The following is a 17,023-nucleotide window of genomic DNA, read 5'->3' as shown; positions in this document are numbered from 1 at the left end:
TATCTTCCTGCTCTTTATTTTCACGCTATAAACTAACGCTTAACATATTATTCACCGCATCATATGAATATTTGATATTGCCCAAGAATTCATGTTTTACCCACAGGGGATGACCGCTGCTGTGCTATATTCAATGCAATATCTTTAAACTTATATTATACGGTCAAAAATAATGAACCTAAAGCAACTTTATTATTTTAAGCGTTTATCGGAAACGGAGCACTACACGGAGGCGGCCTCCAGTCTCTTCATCACTCAACCCTCCCTAAGCCACGCTATCTCTGAGTTAGAGAAGGAGCTTGGTGTATCCTTGTTTGCCAGAAAAGGTCGGAATGTCGAAATTACGCAAAACGGAAAACGCTTTCTTCCCTATGTCGAAGATGCGCTAACGTCGCTGGAAAATGGCCGGATGACTTTGCAGAAAAGTGGACTGGAAAATAAGGAGAATATTCGCATTGCCTTTATATATACAATGGGTGAATATGTTGTCCCGCAGCTAATTCACAAATATTCTACGCTTCCTGAACGACATAATGTCACCTTCTCCTTTACTCAGGGGACGTCGCTGACTTTATTGCAGGAGCTGAAAGCTGGCAAGAGCGACTTAACGATTTGCTCATATATCCCGGATGAACCGGATATTGATTTTATCCCTATTATTCAGCAGGAATTGGTCGTCGTCACCGCGAAGGATCATCCACTGGCGCGCTTGTATCAACATGAAGTGGATCTTGTGGAGACGATTCATTATCCGTATGTTTACTTTTCGGAAAACAGCGGCTTACGTCCGTTTATTGATAATGTCTTTATGCAGCAAAAACTGGTACCAGATATCGCCTGTTATGTTGATGAGGATACGGCGATGGCGGGGCTGGTCAGTATTGATTACGGTATTGCGATCATGCCAAGAATTTCTGCACTCTCGTATTATAACGTCCATATTCTGGCGATTAAAAATAAGATCCCGCCGCGTTATATCTACCTGGCGACCATGAAAGATCGCGTGCTTTCACCAGCGATTCAATCCTTTAGAAACTTTATTATTGATGACAGTCAGCAAAAGCGCTAATAAGAACCCGGAGACTGGCTCCGGGTTTTCTTGGTTTAGTACAGAATATCCATCATTTCACGCAGTTCTTTGATGGCGATCTGCCCTGGTGCCGAGGCCTGGCCTACGGTACCGAACGTCATCGCTGAACCAAACAGGCGACCCGTTACACGGCTGACGCCACCCATTTTTGCCATCGACATGGTAATAATGGGGCGTGTCGCATATTTCTCTTTCATGGTCAGCGTGGCGGAGAGCAGTGTCAGCACATCCTGCGGCGTTTGCGGCATAACCGCGATCTTTGGCAGATCTGCGCCCAGCTCCTGCATGCGGCGAAGACGATAGATGATATCTTCCTGGGCAGGTGTTTTGTGGAAATCATGATTACTCATGATGACTTTGACACCGGCACCATGGGCTGCATTGATTACCGCACGAATATGCGCTTCATCGTTGAACAGCTCAATATCAATAAGATCGGCCAGACCGCTGATGGCTGCCTGACGATTAAGCTCGAAATAGGCCTCGTCGCTGATTTCTGTTTCGCCACCTTCTTTTTTGCTGCGGAAGGTAAATAACAGCGGAATATCAGCCAGAATCTGACGAATGTCGCTCAGCGCCTGTTGCACAAGCTGCGGTTCGCGAACTTGCGTAAAGTGGTCGACACGCCATTCGATAAGATCGGCACCTGCGGTGGCCAGAATTCGGGCATTTGCTTTCAGTTCGTCGAGCGTTTTGCCGATCAGCGGCACACAGATAAGCGTGCTCCCTTCCTGAAAGGTGATGTTTTTAACCGTTACTGCTTTAGTCATGTTGGTATCCATAATATTCTCGCCGAACCGTCAGGCTGTGGCGGTTGCGCGGACCGTTTTTTGGGCAGTGCGAGCCTGAAACTGACGATAACCGATGTACAGCGCAATCACAAAGCCGATTATGGCGATAATCAAATCAAACCACATAATGCTGGCGATGCTGATTTTGGACAGTTTCGCCGTGATCAACGGGATCGTGAAGCTGGCAATACTGCCGGCGGTGTAGAAGATCCCGGTGGCTTTACCTTTCCCTTGCGGGAAACTCATTGCCATGATGGTTGCACCCAACTGCAATACCCCGCCTGCGGCTGAGAAACCGATCACGAAAGCAAAACCGGTGACAATCATCGGCGTCGGGAACATGCAAACAATCAACAACGAGATCATCGAGATGCCGGTGTAGAGAATCATCGCAACGGCAGAGTTAATGACGTTTTTCACAAAGGTCGCGGTGACAAACACACAGGTCAACGAGCCCGCCGTGTAGATACTCAGTAACTTGATTGCTGATTCGTAGGGAATACCCGCAACGAACTGGCCGTACTGCGCCAGCCACTGACTGACCAGGTAAAAGGTCGCCATGCCTATATAGCCATACAGCGTGAACACCAGCATATCCATGGTACCGGCATCTGACTGCGTTGTTGTCGCTGTACCAGGTTTCTCTGCGGTCTCTTTTTTGGCCCCGTAGTCAGGGAAGGGCATTTTGATCAAATAGATGGCGCTAATAACCATCAACACGGCCGCAATGATAAATGACCAGCCAAACCACAGATTCGCCCAAATCAACAGGCTAATAATGAAGGGCAGCAGGAATTGCCCGGCCGAGACAAACGCTTTGATTAATACATTCGCACGGCTTGCTGAGTTCGGGAAAGATTCCATCAGCGCCGGGTAGGTCCCGGAGTCGAGGAAGCTGTTCGCCAGACCAGCCAGGATGCCAAAGAAATAGGCAACATAGATATTTTTGGTCAGCAAAATGCCTAAGAAAAACAGCAAATAGCTCAGAATACCCAGATAGATAAAAGGCTTACGTCCGTAGCGATCGGACAGAAAACCCGTCACGATGGTGGCGAGTTTGCCGATACCTAAGGACGAAATAACAATCGAAACGCCGGCTCTGTCTGTTCCCCACTGTTCCTGTAAATTCGCCATGTTGAGGGTAATTAATAGTACCCCCATGCCATGGATCAAATAGTTGAGGTACAGCCCGGCCGCAGTTGGGACATATTTATTTTTCATCATGTTTACCCTTAAAAAAGGATATTTTTGACGTAATCGACCGGCATCTCTTTACCTGTCCAGATTTCAAAGGCTTTCGCCCCTTGCCAGAGCATCATTCCCAGGCCGTTGAGTGTGCGGCAGCCTTTCTTCTCAGCCACTTGCAACAGGTGGGTTTTGCGCGGGTTATAAATCACGTCAGAGACGATCAGGTCAGGGCGCAGGAAGCTGTCGTTCGGCAGCAGCATCTGACCTTCAAACGGTTTCATACCCACACCGGTAGCGTTGGTGAGGATCACACTGCTATCGATTTCCTGACGCAGTTTGTCGTGATCGGCCAGATCGTACAGATGAATTTCACAGTTGGTGTTATTGCGGATCTTGGCGACAGTTTGCTCCGCATTGGCGAAAAATTTATCTTTCTGGTTGAAAATAGAGATCGCTTTTACGCCATCCAGTGCTGCCTGAACGCAGAGTGCCGTTGCCGCACCACCCGCACCCAGGACCGTCATTTTCTTGCCGATGATATCAATACCTTCTTCAGCCAGTGCGCGCATATAACCGGTACCGTCGGTGATATGACCCGTCAGTACGCCATTGTCATTAACCACGGTATTCACCGCACCGACCAGCTCTGCCGCCGGGGAAAGTTTGTCCAGGTATTGGCAAATGGCGGTTTTGTTCGGCATGGAGACATTAAACCCGCGCAGTTTAAGCGCCCGGAAACCCTGTACAACATCTTTCAGCTCCTGGTTGTCTACTTCAAATGCCAGGTAGACATAATCCAGACCCAGATGCGCAAAGGCTTCGTTATGCATTGTCGGCGACATGCTATGGCGAATCGGCGTTGCAATCAGCCCAATCAGCTCAGTGTGACCCGTAATACGTTCAGCCATGATAAAGTCCTTAATATGTTAGAAGTGGAATTTTGGTTGATTCGCGGTTGCCCAGAGCACCCATATCCTCAAGGGTGTCCAGCACGTTGCGCCCTTCGCGCACGCCATCAATGATTCGCCGGGCCATCAGGCTGTCGCCGATGTTCATTATTTTTACGTTATTGGCTCTGGCCCATTGCTCAATTTCATTGAGACCGCTGGTGTTGGCGCGCATTCCCAGGCACACAAAGCCGTAGTCAAAAGGAATGTCGCAAGCGTGATCGGCTTTCTTGACGCTAAAGTGTGTGGGGTGAACGGCGATGAGTTGTGTCTGCATGTGCTGTTCCACGTGGTGCTCATCCAACATGGTCAACATGGCATTTTTAGTAATGATATCCAGATCGCGTCCTGGACCTTCCTGCATCTCAATCAGCACGGTAGTAGCACCGCGTGCAGAGAAATATTCGATAACATCCAGGCCAACAGCACCACCGCCGACAACGGCGATGCGTTTTCCTTCAACATTCGCAAATTGCTCCAGGTGCTGAATCATGCCGATAATGGAGAAGACGCGGCCGCCCTCAACATCAATGTACTCTTTCAGTCCGTTAATCGGCGGCAGCAGCGGTGTCGAGCCCGTGGCGTTGACAATCAGGTTCGGCCGTAGCCCGGCAATGTGCTCAACAGTGGCCTTCTGACCAACCTGCAGCATTAAATTGTCTAAACCGGCCATCCTGTTTTTCATAAATTGCGGGAAGTCGGCGATACGCTTTTTCTCCGGCAGGCGCGAGATTTCAGAGGCCAGTCCGCCGAGGCTGTTTTTCTTCTCCAACAACCAGGTATGGCAACCGACTTCTGCGGCGGTGCATGCTGCTTCCATACCTGCGGTTCCCGCACCGATAACCACAACACGGGTGTCGCGATTCACCCTGCGCAGTTTATAAGCGTCGCCATGAATAATGTCCGGATTGATGGAGCAACGTAGCGGACGAGAGCGCGCGATACGGTGGTCGGCGCAGCCGATATTGCAGGAGATGCATTTGCGCATCAGGCGTTCATTGCCGCTCTGGACCTTTTGCACCCATTCCGGTTCGGCAATCAGGCCACGGCCAATAGCAATCAGGTCTGCATCGCCCGTTGCGATAATGTCTTCGGCCACTTTCGGTGAGCGAATATTGCCAGCAATAACAGTCGGTTTATTAAACTTATCGCGTACGGCGCGGGAGAGATAACGCTTCCAGCCATCTTCCAGTGACATCTGATCAATTTGCAGATTCAGATTGTCGTTTTGCGCGGCGGAAACATTGAGAATGTCGACCTTATCCTGGCAAAGTGCCAGCATACGCAGCGTATCCTCCAGCGTGTTGCCGCCCTTAAGGAAATCATCGGCACTGAAACGCAGGCTAATCGGGAAGCGAGGACCTACGCTGGCGCGCACTTTATCAACCACCAGCGTTAATATTCTGGCGCGGTTTTCCGGGGAGCCGCCAAATTCATCGGTACGTTTATTAAACAGTGGCGATAAGAACTGGCTTATTAAATAAGAGTGGCCTGCGTGAATTTCCACACTATCAAAACCCGCACGTTTTACACGTTCTGCAGCTTCACCAAATTTATTAACCGCATGATATATTTCGTCATGTGTCATAGGGCGAGGAATATTACCGTTCTTTTTCGACGGTATATTCGAAGAGGAGAGCGGTTGTTCGCCATTCAGGCGATAAGCATAAGCAGAAGCACCCGCATGATTTAGCTGAATAGAGACGCAGGCTCCGTGTTTATGCAGCGTCTCGGTTAATTTGAATAGCCCAGGAATATATTGATCGTTATCGATACGCAGCTGTGTTGTGCCATTTGAGGCGAACGGGAAGTCGATACAAATATTCTCAATCGTAATTAAGCCTGTGCCCCCTTTTGCCCGCAGTTCATAGTACTCCAACTGTTCCTGAGAGACTTCACCGTTCAGGCTTGCCAGGTTGGTGCCCATTGGCGGCATGATGATCCGGTTTTTTATCGTCATCCCGTTAATAGTTAGCGGGGTGAAAAGGTGTTGGTAGTGGCTCATTTGCTCTCTCCACGGGAAATCCAGGAGGCCGACATGCGGAGGCCCTGATATATCCAAAGTTAAAATGTCTCTGTGGGAAAGATAACGAGGGGGGAAGAGGAAAAATAATGCTTTTTTTTGCATGAAACCATAGTGTCTTTCTATGCAATTAACCGTTTTTTCACATGCTTGTATTCTTATATTAAATAATTGAGCTGTATTTTTACTTGTGTTGCCGGGTTTATACAAAAAAGCGAGAGGAACTGCACAGAATAAGAACGATACAGTAGATAATTAAATTTTAAAACTTCAAATATCTGTGTGAATGATAGAGAGAAATGGTGGTTTTTGTGATGATAATCACAAAATAAAACGTAAAAGGCCCGGTGAAAAACCGGGCACCAGAGCAGCAGACAGGTTTATTTCATAAACGCGGGCTGCTTGTTTTCGTAGCTGGAGATGGCATTTTCATGCTGCAGAGTCAGGCCAATACTGTCGAGACCGTTCAGCATGCAGTGGCGTCGGAACGCATCAATAACAAACGGGTACGATTTCCCCCCGGCTTTCACTACCTGCGCCTCCAGGTCCACCTCGAACGAGATGCCCGGATTGGCCTGGACCAGTTTGAACAGTTCATCCACTTCTTCATCGCTCAGCTTCACAGGCAGCAACTGATTATTGAAGCTGTTGCCGTAGAAAATGTCTGCGAAACTTGGGGCGATAACGGTTCTAAAGCCATAGTCTGTCAATGCCCAGGGGGCATGTTCGCGTGATGAGCCGCAACCGAAGTTTTCACGCGCCAGCAAAATAGAGGCGCCTTTATATTCCGGGAAGTTCAGGACGAATTCCGGGTTCGGTACTTCCCCTTTATCATCCAGGAACCGCCAGTCATTAAACAGATGCGCGCCAAAGCCGGTACGCGTGACCTTCTGCAAAAACTGTTTTGGAATGATGGCGTCGGTATCGACATTAGCGGCATCCAGTGGGACAACCAGGCCTGTATGCTGTGTATATTTCTCTGCCATGATTATCTCCTTTTACAAGCTGCGAATATCAGCGAAATGACCGGTTACCGCAGCCGCGGCTGCCATTGCCGGACTGACCAGGTGCGTACGACCACCGCGCCCCTGGCGACCTTCAAAGTTACGGTTACTGGTGGATGCGCAACGTTCGCCCGGATTCAGGCGGTCATTGTTCATTGCCAGGCACATAGAACAGCCTGGTAAACGCCATTCGAAACCGGCTTCAATAAAGATCTTGTCCAGCCCTTCGGCTTCGGCCTGCGCTTTCACCGGGCCAGAGCCTGGAACCACCAGCGCCTGTACGCCCGGTGCAACTTTGCGCCCTTTGGCAATCTCTGCTGCGGCGCGCAAATCTTCAATACGTGAGTTGGTGCAGGAGCCGATAAAGACTTTATCGATGGCGACGGAGGTCAGAGGTACACCTGGCTGCAGGCCCATATAGGCCAGCGCTTTCTCTGCTGAGGCACGCTCAACCGGATCGGCGAAGGAGGCCGGGTCCGGAATGATGTCATTAACGGAGATGACCTGACCCGGATTAGTCCCCCAGGTGACCTGAGGGGCAATATCTTCGGCTTGCAGCGTCACAACCGTATCGAACGTCGCGCCGTCGTCGGTTTTCAATGTCTTCCAGTACTCCACCGCATCGTCATAGTCTTTGCCTTTCGGCGCATGCAAACGACCTTTCACATAGTTGAAGGTCGTTTCATCCGGCGCGACCAGGCCCGCTTTGGCACCCATTTCGATAGCCATATTGCACAGGGTCATACGGCCCTCCATGCTCAGCGCCTGAATCGCCTCGCCACAGAATTCGACTACGTGCCCGGTACCGCCCGCGCTGCCGGTTTTGCCGATAATCGCCAGTACAATATCTTTAGCAGTAATACCTGCCGACGCTTTGCCTTTCACTTCAATTTTCATGGTCTTTGCGCGACCCTGTTTCAGGGTCTGCGTCGCCAGCACGTGCTCAACTTCGGAGGTACCGATCCCGAACGCCAGGGCACCAAACGCGCCGTGGGTGGCCGTGTGGGAGTCGCCGCAGACGATGGTCATGCCAGGCAGGGTGACACCCTGTTCAGGCCCCATCACGTGCACGATACCCTGATACGGGTGATTCAGGTCATACAATTCAACGCCGAACTCTTTGCAGTTCTTGATCAGTTCCTGCATCTGAATACGCGCCATCTCACCGGAGGCATTGATGTCTTTGGTCTGCGTGGAAACGTTATGATCCATGGTCGCAAAGGTCTTGCCCGGCTGACGCACCGGGCGATTATGCGCGCGCAGGCCGTCAAACGCCTGTGGCGAAGTGACTTCGTGCACCAGATGGCGGTCGATATACAACAATGGAGTTTCGTTCGGCGCTTCGTACACAACATGCGCATCAAACAATTTTTCGTACAACGTCCTGGCCATGATTACACCCCTTCTGCGATATAACGGGTGATGATGTCACCCATCTCATCGGTGCTAACAGCTGCGGCGCCACGGGCTAAATCACCGGTACGCACACCTTCTTCTAATGCGCGGTTGATGGCGCTTTCAATGGCGGTTGCCGCGTCGTCGGCATCCAGGCTGTAACGCAACAGCAGTGCGAGAGAAAGAATTTGGGCTATCGGGTTCGCAATATTTTTGCCCGCGATATCCGGCGCAGAGCCGCCAGCCGGTTCGTACAGACCAAAACCTTGTTCATTCAGGCTGGCAGATGGCAGCATGCCCATTGAACCCGTGATCATCGCACACTCATCAGAGAGGATGTCGCCGAACAGGTTGGAACACAGCAACACGTCAAACTGGGACGGGTCTTTAATCAACTGCATGGTGGCGTTGTCGATATACATATGCGCCAGCTCGACGTCCGGGTATTCCTGTGCCACTTCGTTGACGATTTCACGCCACAGCAGAGAGGTCTGCAGTACGTTCGCTTTATCAATAGAATGCACTTTTTTACGGCGTTTACGCGCAGATTCAAACGCGATACGCGCAATACGTTCAATCTCAAAACGGTGATAAACCTCGGTATCAAACGCTTTCTCGTGCTGCCCGCTGCCTTCACGGCCTTTTGGCTGACCGAAGTAAATACCGCCGGTCAGCTCGCGCACGCAGAGAATGTCAAAGCCGTTAGCGGAGATATCGGCACGCAGCGGGCAGAACTCTTCCAGCCCCTGGTACAGTTTAGCCGGACGCAGGTTGCTGAATAATTTGAAATGTTTGCGCAGCGGCAACAGAGCACCACGCTCCGGTTGCTGTGCTGGCGGCAGGTTTTCCCATTTCGGACCGCCTACGGAGCCAAACAGGATAGCGTCTGCCTGCTCGCAGCCTTCCACGGTTGCCTGCGGCAGCGGATTGCCATGGCGGTCAATTGCGATGCCGCCCACATCATAGTGGCTGGTGGTAATACGCATTTCGAAACGGCTACGAACGGCGTCCAGTACTTTTAAGGCTTGCGCCATGACTTCGGGGCCAATGCCGTCACCCGGCAACACGGCAATATGGTAATTCTTCGACATCACACGGTTTCCTTGTTGTTTTCTTTATTTTGAGCTTTGCGTTGCAATTCTTTTTCGACTTCTGCGGCGCGCCAGATGTTGTTCAGCACGTGTACCATCGCTTTGGCAGAGGACTCCACGATATCAGTTGCCAGACCCACACCATGGAAACGACGCCCGTTGTAAGTGACGACGATGTCCACCTGTCCCAGCGCGTCTTTGCCCTGACCTTTAGCATTGAGATCATATTTAACCAGCTCAATGTCATAACCGGTGATGCGGTTAATCGCCTGATAAACAGCGTCTACCGGGCCGTTGCCGTTGGCGGCTTCTGCTTTCGTTTCTTCGCCACAGGCCAGCTTCACGGAGGCGGTAGCGATATCGCTGGAGCCGGACTGCACGCTAAAGTAATCCAGGCGGAAATGTTCCGGCTCTTCCTGCTGTTTATTGATGAACGCCAGCGCTTCCAGATCGTAATCGAAGACCTGGCCTTTTTTGTCTGCCAGTTTCAGGAACGCGTCGTACAGGTGATCCATGTTGTAGTCAGTATCTTTATAGCCCATCTCTTCCATACGGTGTTTCACCGCCGCGCGGCCAGAACGGGATGTCAGGTTCAACTGTACCTGGTTCAGACCGATGGATTCCGGGGTCATGATTTCGTAGTTTTCACGGTTTTTCAGCACGCCATCCTGGTGGATACCGGAGGAGTGAGCAAAGGCACCGGTGCCGACAATGGCTTTGTTCGCCGGGATTGGCATGTTGCAAATCTGGCTGACAGTCTGGCTGGTGCGCCAGATTTCGTGATGATTAATGCCGGTGTGCACATTCATGATGTCTTTGCGCACTTTGATGGCCATGATGACCTCTTCCAGCGAACAGTTTCCTGCGCGCTCACCGATGCCGTTCATCGCCCCTTCAACCTGGCGTGCGCCAGCATGGACAGCGGCAATGGCGTTGCCGACAGCCAGACCTAAATCATCGTGGGTATGGACGGAGATAATGGCTTTATCGATATTTGGTACGTGTTCATACAGGCCAGTGATGATATTGGCGAATTCGAACGGCATGGTGTAGCCAACGGTGTCCGGAATATTAATGGTTTTCGCACCCGCGTTGATGGCGGCTTCAACCACACGCGCCAGGTCAGCAATTGGAGTACGGCCTGCGTCTTCGCAAGAGAATTCAACATCGTCGGTGTAGTTACGGGCGCGCTTAATCATATAAATGGCGCGTTCAATCACTTCGTCCAGCGTGCTGCGCAGCTTAGTAGCGATGTGCATGGGGGAAGTGGCAATAAAAGTATGGATACGGAATGCTTCGGCAACTTTCAGTGACTCAGCCGCTACATCAATATCTTTCTCGACACAGCGTGCCAGCGCACAAACACGGCTGTTTTTAACCTGACGCGCGATAGTCTGTACGGATTCGAAATCGCCCGGAGAAGAGACCGGAAAGCCGACCTCCATGACGTCAACACCCATACGTTCCAGCGCCAGAGCGATCTGCAGCTTCTCTTTCACACTCAGGCTTGCCTGTAATGCCTGTTCACCATCACGTAAGGTTGTATCAAAAATAACGACTTGCTGGCTCATGGTTTGGTCCTTATCTCTCTTCGGTCGCCTTGCTACGAGCATAAAAAAACCCGCGCCAAGGCGCGGGTTCTTAGTGTAACTGGAGGATGACTCAACGCTGAGTGTCGCCCACCGGTCTACCGCGCACATGGGATGCGTTTAGTAGTAGTAGACCGAGGAAGCGAACATTGCGAATCATTAACCATGCTCCAGATGAATGCGATTAAATGCGATATGCCATTAGTGGTACTGGATCCAGAAATCAAAGTCAACACCTGGCCCCGTAAAAGGGTGTGAAAACGGATTTGGTAGCGGATTTTATTTTAGTTAATCGTGCTGTAATTCCATGAAAATGCAAAATAAGGTATTAGTGCTATTTCATACTTGACGTTGTTTGTGCATTTCATGAACATTTCTTTGCAGTTGGTTATATTTATACATTTTTGAAGCCGCCTTACTATCCCAATGATAAATCGTGATTAATTTATTGAGGTTATCGGTTTTCTTAATCAATACAAAAAAATGATAAAATTAAGTTAAATTATATTGTTCGCGATATTGAAATATTTTTGTTGGAGAGCATTTATTGCTTAGTGAGGGTGTATTGTACATTCACGCCATTTATGTTTTGATTCTGGTCTGCCGTTTCATTTGAACGGGAACATATGATTTAATGCTTTTTACAGGGATAGCAAAATCCCGGTGTTAAATTATCTTTATATATTCCTATTTTGTTGAATTCCTCTTTTCCTTATCTTATATGCGTGATAAATCATATTTCTTTAGGTTATTACTGCCGGGATAAATGGAATTTAGCATGATATCGGAGAAGGACATGTCAGAAGAAAAAGTTGAAAGTACTCATGTTAATGAGGTAACAAAACCGCAACTACGCAAAGTTGATCTTAATTTGTTAACTATTTTTGATGCGGTTATGCAGGAACAAAATATCACGCGGGCGGCTCATTCTTTAGGAATGTCGCAACCAGCGGTGAGCAATGCCCTGGCCAGGCTTAAAGTCATGTTTAATGACGAACTCTTCGTGCGCTATGGCCGAGGAATACAGCCTACGGCCCGCGCTTTCCAACTGTTTGGTTCGGTTCGGCAGGCGTTACAACTCGTGCAAAATGAGCTACCGGGATCGGGTTTTGAACCCGTAACCAGCGAACGCATTTTTAATCTCTGCGTATGCAGTCCGCTCGATAACCTCCTTACTTCTGTTATCTACAATAGCGTGAATGAGGTTGCACCGAATATTAACCTGGTCTTTAAATCATCATTGAATCAAAATACAGATCACCAACTTCGTTACCAGGAAATAGAGTTTGTCATCGGCTACGATGAATTCCGTCGACCAGAATTCTCATGCGTGCCGTTGTTTAAAGATGAGATGGTGCTGGTAGCCAGTAAAAAACACCCGCGTATTAATGGGCCACTTCGTGAAAGTGATATTTACTGTGAACAGCACGCAGTGGTTGCACTGGATCGTTATGCATCATTTAGCCAGCCGTGGTATGACACGACTGATAAACAAACCTGTGTTGCTTATCAGGGAATGGCATTGACGAGTGTGCTCAATGTGGTTTCTCAAACGCAACTTGTGGCAATTGCCCCGCGTTGGTTAGCCGAAGAGTTTGCCGGAAAATTAGAACTCCAGGTTTTACCTTTACCGTTAAAACTGAATAGCCGTACCTGTTATCTTTCATGGCATGAAGCGGCGGGACGGGATAAAGGCCACCAGTGGATGGAAGAGTTACTGGTCTCGGTTTGTCGCCGTTAAAAAAGCAGCCAATGTAATGGGGGTGCCGATGGCTGATTTCTTCTGTTTGGCCATCCTGGCGCGAAATTTTATGCTGAGAAATTTTTCTGGCGCATCAAATCGCGCCGTAAAAATGCATGAATTACTGAGCAGGAAGTGATTCGAATGATGAATTGTCATCGTCTTTGCTTATTACAGACAATTTCACCAATTCCCGCCTGTTAACCTTATTTTTCCTCTTTTGGGGCAAGGTGAGGTGAATCGTTTGCTAATTGCCTGCCAGATTTTCAGCGGTTATGGTAACTGCCATTCATAATCAGAATGCAGGGACTTCCTGTACTGAACAGAGCGACAAGACGGAAATGCGTTCTGTCGTCAGTCGCCAAACCCAAGCCTGGAGGCAAACCATGGAGATGTTGTCTGGAGCCGAGATGGTCGTCCGATCGCTTATCGATCAGGGCGTGAAGCAAGTATTCGGTTATCCTGGGGGCGCGGTCCTCGATATTTACGATGCGCTACATACAGTCGGTGGAATCGATCATGTCCTGGTGCGCCATGAGCAGGCTGCTGTGCATATGGCTGATGGTCTGGCAAGGGCGACCGGTGAAGTTGGCGTTGTGCTCGTCACCTCCGGGCCAGGAGCCACGAATGCCATCACCGGGATTGCAACAGCCTATATGGACTCGATTCCGTTGGTTGTTCTTTCAGGGCAGGTTGCGACCTCCCTCATCGGCTATGATGCTTTCCAGGAATGTGACATGGTGGGGATATCCCGCCCGGTGGTAAAACATAGTTTCCTGGTAAAACAGACCGAAGACATTCCTGGCGTGCTGAAAAAAGCATTCTGGCTTGCTTCCAGTGGTCGTCCTGGCCCGGTCGTCGTCGATTTACCGAAAGATATTCTCAATCCTGCGAATAAACTTCCTTATGTATGGCCGGATTCGGTGAGTATGCGATCCTATAATCCGACAACTCACGGTCATAAAGGGCAAATCAAACGCGCTTTGCAAACGCTGGTAGCGGCGAAACATCCCGTTGTCTATGTGGGCGGTGGTGCGATCACGTCTGCTTGTGAACCGCAACTGCGTACGCTGGCAGAGAAATTGAATCTTCCTGTGGTCTCCTCGCTCATGGGGCTGGGGGCGTTTCCGGCATCGCATCGTCAGGCGTTGGGTATGTTGGGTATGCACGGTACCTACGAAGCCAACATGACCATGCATCACTCGGATGTGATCTTTGCCGTTGGGGTGCGCTTTGATGACCGTACAACCAACAATCTGGCGAAGTACTGCCCGAATGCCACGGTTCTACATATTGATATTGACCCGACATCGATTTCGAAGACCGTACAGGCGGATGTGCCGATTGTTGGGGATGCCCGGCTGGTGCTCGAGCAGATGCTGGAGTTATTGGGGCAAGAAGAGTTTCACCAACCCCTGGACGATATTCGCGATTGGTGGTTGCAGATTGAGCAATGGCGTGCCCGCCAGTGCCTGAAATACGACACGCAAAGTGAGAAGATCAAACCGCAGGCGGTGATCGAAACGATCTGGCATTTAACGAAGGGTGACGCCTACGTCACTTCGGATGTTGGCCAACATCAGATGTTTGCGGCGCTCTATTACCGTTTTGATAAACCGCGTCGCTGGATAAACTCCGGCGGTCTGGGCACGATGGGCTTTGGTCTGCCTGCCGCGCTGGGTGTGAAAATGGCGCTCCCGGATGAAACGGTTATCTGTGTTACGGGCGACGGCAGTATCCAGATGAATATTCAGGAGTTGTCTACCGCAATGCAATATGAGCTTCCGGTGCTGGTTTTGAACCTGAACAACCGTTATTTGGGGATGGTGAAGCAGTGGCAGGATATGATCTATTCGGGCCGCCATTCACAATCGTATATGCAGTCGTTACCCGATTTTGCACGCGTAGCCGAAGCTTACGGTCATGTAGGGATCAATATAACCCGTCCGGACGAGCTGGAAGTGAAGCTGATTGAGGCGCTTGAGCAGGTTAAAAATAACCGCCTGGTCTTTGTCGATGTGACCGTCGACGGTAGTGAACATGTTTATCCGATGCAGATCCGTGGCGGTGGCATGGATGAAATGTGGTTGAGCAAAACGGAGAGGACCTGATTATGCGCCGGATATTGTCTGTTTTACTGGAAAATGAATCGGGCGCGTTATCACGCGTGATCGGTCTTTTTGCCCAGCGTGGCTATAACATTGAAAGTCTGACAGTGGCACCGACAGATGATCCTACGCTTTCGCGAATGACGATTCAGACGGTCGGGGATGCCAAGGTTCTGGAGCAAATTGAAAAGCAACTGCACAAGCTGGTGGATGTGTTGCGTGTAAATGAGCTTGGGCAGGGCGCTTACGTTGAGCGCGAGATTATGCTGGTAAAAGTCCAGGCCAGCGGGTATGGCCGCGAAGAGGTCAAACGCAACGCGGAGATCTTCCGTGGGCAGATCATTGATGTCACGCCTTCTATTTATACGGTTCAACTCGCCGGCACCAGTGATAAGCTTGACGCTTTTCTGGCGACTATTCGCGATGTGGCGAAAATCGTTGAGGTGGCGAGGTCTGGCGTAGTCGGTTTATCTCGCGGCGACAAAATCATGCGTTAAGTGTTACGCATACGTCATTTTCCTGGCCTGGCGCTATCCGCTGGGCTTTTTTTTTGCGAAATCCGCCGGAAGCGAACACAAAAGCGGTTGCCGCAGTGTCTATTCTGCGCTTAGATGTTATGGAATTTAACCTATATCCCTAAAAAGGTTATGGAGTATCTTTTATTTTTTGAGGGGCAATTGTGAAACTGGATGAAATCGCCCGGCTAGCCGGCGTCTCACGTACCACGGCAAGCTATGTCATTAATGGAAAGGCAAAGCAATATCGTGTCAGCGACAAAACCGTCGAGAAAGTTATGGCGGTCGTACGTGAGCATAATTACCACCCGAATGCGGTGGCGGCTGGGTTGCGAGCGGGACGTACTCGCTCCATTGGGCTGGTTATTCCGGATTTGGAGAACACCAGTTATACGCGGATTGCGAATTATCTGGAACGTCAGGCGCGTCAACGCGGTTATCAGCTACTTATCGCCTGCTCGGAAGATCAGCCAGATAACGAAATGCGCTGTATTGAACATCTGCTTCAGCGCCAGGTCGACGCCATAATCGTTTCAACATCGTTGCCGCCGGAGCATCCTTTCTATCAGCGTTGGGCCAATGACGCGTTTCCAATAGTCGCACTTGACCGCGCGCTGGATCGTGAACACTTCACCAGCGTTGTCGGCGCCGATCAGGACGACTCGGAAATGCTGGCAGCGGAACTACGCAAATTCCCGGCGGAAAAAGTACTGTATCTGGGCGCGTTACCTGAGCTTTCTGTCAGCTTTTTACGTGAACAGGGCTTCCGTACGGCCTGGAAGGACGATCCGCGCGAAGTGGATTATCTGTATGCCAATAGCTATGAGCGTGAAGCCGCTGCACAGTTATTTGAAAAATGGCTGGAAACGCACAGTATGCCGCAGGCGCTGTTCACTACCTCTTTTGCGCTGCTACAAGGAGTGCTGGACGTTACGCTACGCCGAGATGGTAAGCTACCGTCTGACCTGGCCATTGCTACTTTTGGTGATCATGAACTGCTGGACTTCCTGCAATGCCCGGTTCTGGCGGTGGCACAGCGTCATCGTGATGTTGCTGAGCGAGTGCTGGAGATTGTGCTGGCAAGTCTGGACGAGCCGCGTAAACCTAAAGCGGGTTTGAGCCGTATTCGTCGCAACCTCTACCGTCGTGGTGTATTAAGCCGCGTTTAGTAATCCCATAAAGGCAGTCATAGCTGCCTTTTTGTTGCGAATGAAAGGCGATAATTAATTTTATAGCCAATTCAGATAAATCCTTATTTTTAAGGTCGTTAATTTAATTAATCTGCCTTATTTTACTAACGACACATTTTAAAGTAATTAAGACGTAACTGAACGTGTCCCTTGTATTACTTTGTTACATTTCCCACCGCAATCGTTGAAATAACAACCGCTTTTTGATTATGGGCTTTAACCCTACGGTTTTTCTTATCGCTCCCGTGGCGCGCAAGCGCTATCTGGCACTGTTATCTGCCTGCAATATGTCTTAAAATGCCGCCCGCGTCGCAAACTGACACTTTATATTTGGCACGCATGAAATAACTG

The 17,023-nt window shown here is 49.9% G+C and carries 14 protein-coding genes; 5 read left to right on the top strand and 9 right to left on the bottom strand.

The features are described from left to right. The first annotated feature begins 172 nt into the window (after positions 1 to 172). Positions 173 to 1,069, top strand: a complete 897-nt coding sequence (locus tag ACS0RQ_RS23200; RefSeq protein WP_271848812.1) for a LysR family transcriptional regulator — start codon at positions 173 to 175, stop codon at positions 1,067 to 1,069. Positions 1,070 to 1,104: 35 nt separating this feature from the next. Here the strand turns inward: ACS0RQ_RS23200 and aroD are convergent, their stop codons facing one another. From aroD to leuL, 9 genes are all read right to left on the bottom strand, one after another. Continuing rightward, on the bottom strand, positions 1,105 to 1,860 hold the full coding sequence (aroD, locus tag ACS0RQ_RS23195; protein WP_271848813.1) for a type I 3-dehydroquinate dehydratase: 756 nt from the start codon (positions 1,858 to 1,860) through the stop codon (positions 1,105 to 1,107). A 30-nt stretch (positions 1,861 to 1,890) separates the two neighbouring features. Then, positions 1,891 to 3,102 (bottom strand): MFS transporter, encoded by a 1,212-nt coding sequence (locus ACS0RQ_RS23190; protein WP_271848877.1) that lies wholly within the window; start codon positions 3,100 to 3,102, stop codon positions 1,891 to 1,893. 11 nt (positions 3,103 to 3,113) lie between these two features. After that, entirely contained in the window at positions 3,114 to 3,977 is an 864-nt protein-coding gene (locus ACS0RQ_RS23185; RefSeq protein WP_039078349.1) for a shikimate dehydrogenase, read from the bottom strand. 10 nt (positions 3,978 to 3,987) lie between these two features. Then, positions 3,988 to 6,021 (bottom strand): oxidoreductase, encoded by a 2,034-nt coding sequence (locus ACS0RQ_RS23180; protein WP_271848814.1) that lies wholly within the window; start codon positions 6,019 to 6,021, stop codon positions 3,988 to 3,990. 398 nt (positions 6,022 to 6,419) lie between these two features. Then, complete coding sequence (gene leuD / locus ACS0RQ_RS23175) at positions 6,420 to 7,025, bottom strand: 3-isopropylmalate dehydratase small subunit (RefSeq protein ID WP_271848815.1); 606 nt, start codon at positions 7,023 to 7,025, stop codon at positions 6,420 to 6,422. Between the two features lie 12 nt (positions 7,026 to 7,037). Further along, complete coding sequence (gene leuC, locus ACS0RQ_RS23170; protein ID WP_271848816.1) at positions 7,038 to 8,435, bottom strand: 3-isopropylmalate dehydratase large subunit; 1,398 nt, start codon at positions 8,433 to 8,435, stop codon at positions 7,038 to 7,040. Positions 8,436 to 8,437: 2 nt separating this feature from the next. Beyond that, positions 8,438 to 9,529 carry a 3-isopropylmalate dehydrogenase gene (gene leuB / locus ACS0RQ_RS23165; RefSeq protein WP_271848817.1) on the bottom strand — a complete coding sequence of 364 codons (1,092 nt, stop codon included), beginning with the start codon at positions 9,527 to 9,529 and terminating at the stop codon, positions 8,438 to 8,440. Beyond that, positions 9,529 to 11,100, bottom strand: coding sequence for a 2-isopropylmalate synthase (gene leuA / locus ACS0RQ_RS23160; protein ID WP_071193643.1), 1,572 nt, complete (start codon positions 11,098 to 11,100; stop codon positions 9,529 to 9,531). Before leuA ends, leuB begins: the two co-directional genes overlap by 1 nt. A gap of 91 nt (positions 11,101 to 11,191) precedes the next feature. Continuing rightward, complete coding sequence (gene leuL / locus ACS0RQ_RS23155) at positions 11,192 to 11,278, bottom strand: leu operon leader peptide (protein ID WP_103244949.1); 87 nt, start codon at positions 11,276 to 11,278, stop codon at positions 11,192 to 11,194. Positions 11,279 to 11,914: 636 nt separating this feature from the next. Here leuL and leuO point away from each other — a divergent pair. The 4 genes from leuO (at position 11,915) to cra (ending at position 16,651) form a co-directional block, all read left to right on the top strand. Beyond that, positions 11,915 to 12,859 (top strand): transcriptional regulator LeuO, encoded by a 945-nt coding sequence (gene leuO, locus ACS0RQ_RS23150; RefSeq protein WP_271848818.1) that lies wholly within the window; start codon positions 11,915 to 11,917, stop codon positions 12,857 to 12,859. 386 nt (positions 12,860 to 13,245) lie between these two features. Then, positions 13,246 to 14,970: an acetolactate synthase 3 large subunit gene (ilvI, locus tag ACS0RQ_RS23145; protein WP_271848819.1), complete on the top strand. Its 1,725-nt coding sequence runs from the start codon at positions 13,246 to 13,248 to the stop codon at positions 14,968 to 14,970. A gap of 2 nt (positions 14,971 to 14,972) precedes the next feature. Continuing rightward, positions 14,973 to 15,464: an acetolactate synthase small subunit gene (gene ilvN / locus ACS0RQ_RS23140; protein ID WP_047371832.1), complete on the top strand. Its 492-nt coding sequence runs from the start codon at positions 14,973 to 14,975 to the stop codon at positions 15,462 to 15,464. A 182-nt stretch (positions 15,465 to 15,646) separates the two neighbouring features. After that, the gene (cra, locus tag ACS0RQ_RS23135; protein WP_039078358.1) at positions 15,647 to 16,651 is read left to right on the top strand and encodes a catabolite repressor/activator; all 1,005 of its coding nucleotides are present in this window, start codon (positions 15,647 to 15,649) and stop codon (positions 16,649 to 16,651) included. Positions 16,652 to 17,023 lie beyond the last annotated feature (372 nt).

Origin of the sequence: Phytobacter diazotrophicus (assembly GCF_052061655.1) — a bacterium.
Taxonomy (GTDB): domain Bacteria; phylum Pseudomonadota; class Gammaproteobacteria; order Enterobacterales; family Enterobacteriaceae; genus Phytobacter; species Phytobacter diazotrophicus.
The sequence above is the reverse complement of the archived record's forward strand: the minus strand, read 5'-3'. Positions and strand labels throughout refer to the sequence as shown.

Excerpts from the sequence above, each read along its gene's own strand:
- ACS0RQ_RS23185 (WP_039078349.1), bottom strand. The coding sequence starts at position 3,977 with ATGGCTGAACGTATTACGGGTCACACTGAGCTGATTGGGCTGATTGCA.
- leuA (WP_071193643.1), bottom strand. The coding sequence starts at position 11,100 with ATGAGCCAGCAAGTCGTTATTTTTGATACAACCTTACGTGATGGTGAA.
- ilvN (WP_047371832.1), top strand. The coding sequence starts at position 14,973 with ATGCGCCGGATATTGTCTGTTTTACTGGAAAATGAATCGGGCGCGTTA.
- ilvI (WP_271848819.1), top strand. The coding sequence starts at position 13,246 with ATGGAGATGTTGTCTGGAGCCGAGATGGTCGTCCGATCGCTTATCGAT.
- leuO (WP_271848818.1), top strand. The coding sequence starts at position 11,915 with ATGTCAGAAGAAAAAGTTGAAAGTACTCATGTTAATGAGGTAACAAAA.
- ACS0RQ_RS23180 (WP_271848814.1), bottom strand. The coding sequence starts at position 6,021 with ATGAGCCACTACCAACACCTTTTCACCCCGCTAACTATTAACGGGATG.
- leuC (WP_271848816.1), bottom strand. The coding sequence starts at position 8,435 with ATGGCCAGGACGTTGTACGAAAAATTGTTTGATGCGCATGTTGTGTAC.
- leuL (WP_103244949.1), bottom strand. The coding sequence starts at position 11,278 with ATGATTCGCAATGTTCGCTTCCTCGGTCTACTACTACTAAACGCATCC.
- aroD (WP_271848813.1), bottom strand. The coding sequence starts at position 1,860 with ATGACTAAAGCAGTAACGGTTAAAAACATCACCTTTCAGGAAGGGAGC.
- ACS0RQ_RS23190 (WP_271848877.1), bottom strand. The coding sequence starts at position 3,102 with ATGAAAAATAAATATGTCCCAACTGCGGCCGGGCTGTACCTCAACTAT.
- ACS0RQ_RS23200 (WP_271848812.1), top strand. The coding sequence starts at position 173 with ATGAACCTAAAGCAACTTTATTATTTTAAGCGTTTATCGGAAACGGAG.
- leuB (WP_271848817.1), bottom strand. The coding sequence starts at position 9,529 with ATGTCGAAGAATTACCATATTGCCGTGTTGCCGGGTGACGGCATTGGC.
- leuD (WP_271848815.1), bottom strand. The coding sequence starts at position 7,025 with ATGGCAGAGAAATATACACAGCATACAGGCCTGGTTGTCCCACTGGAT.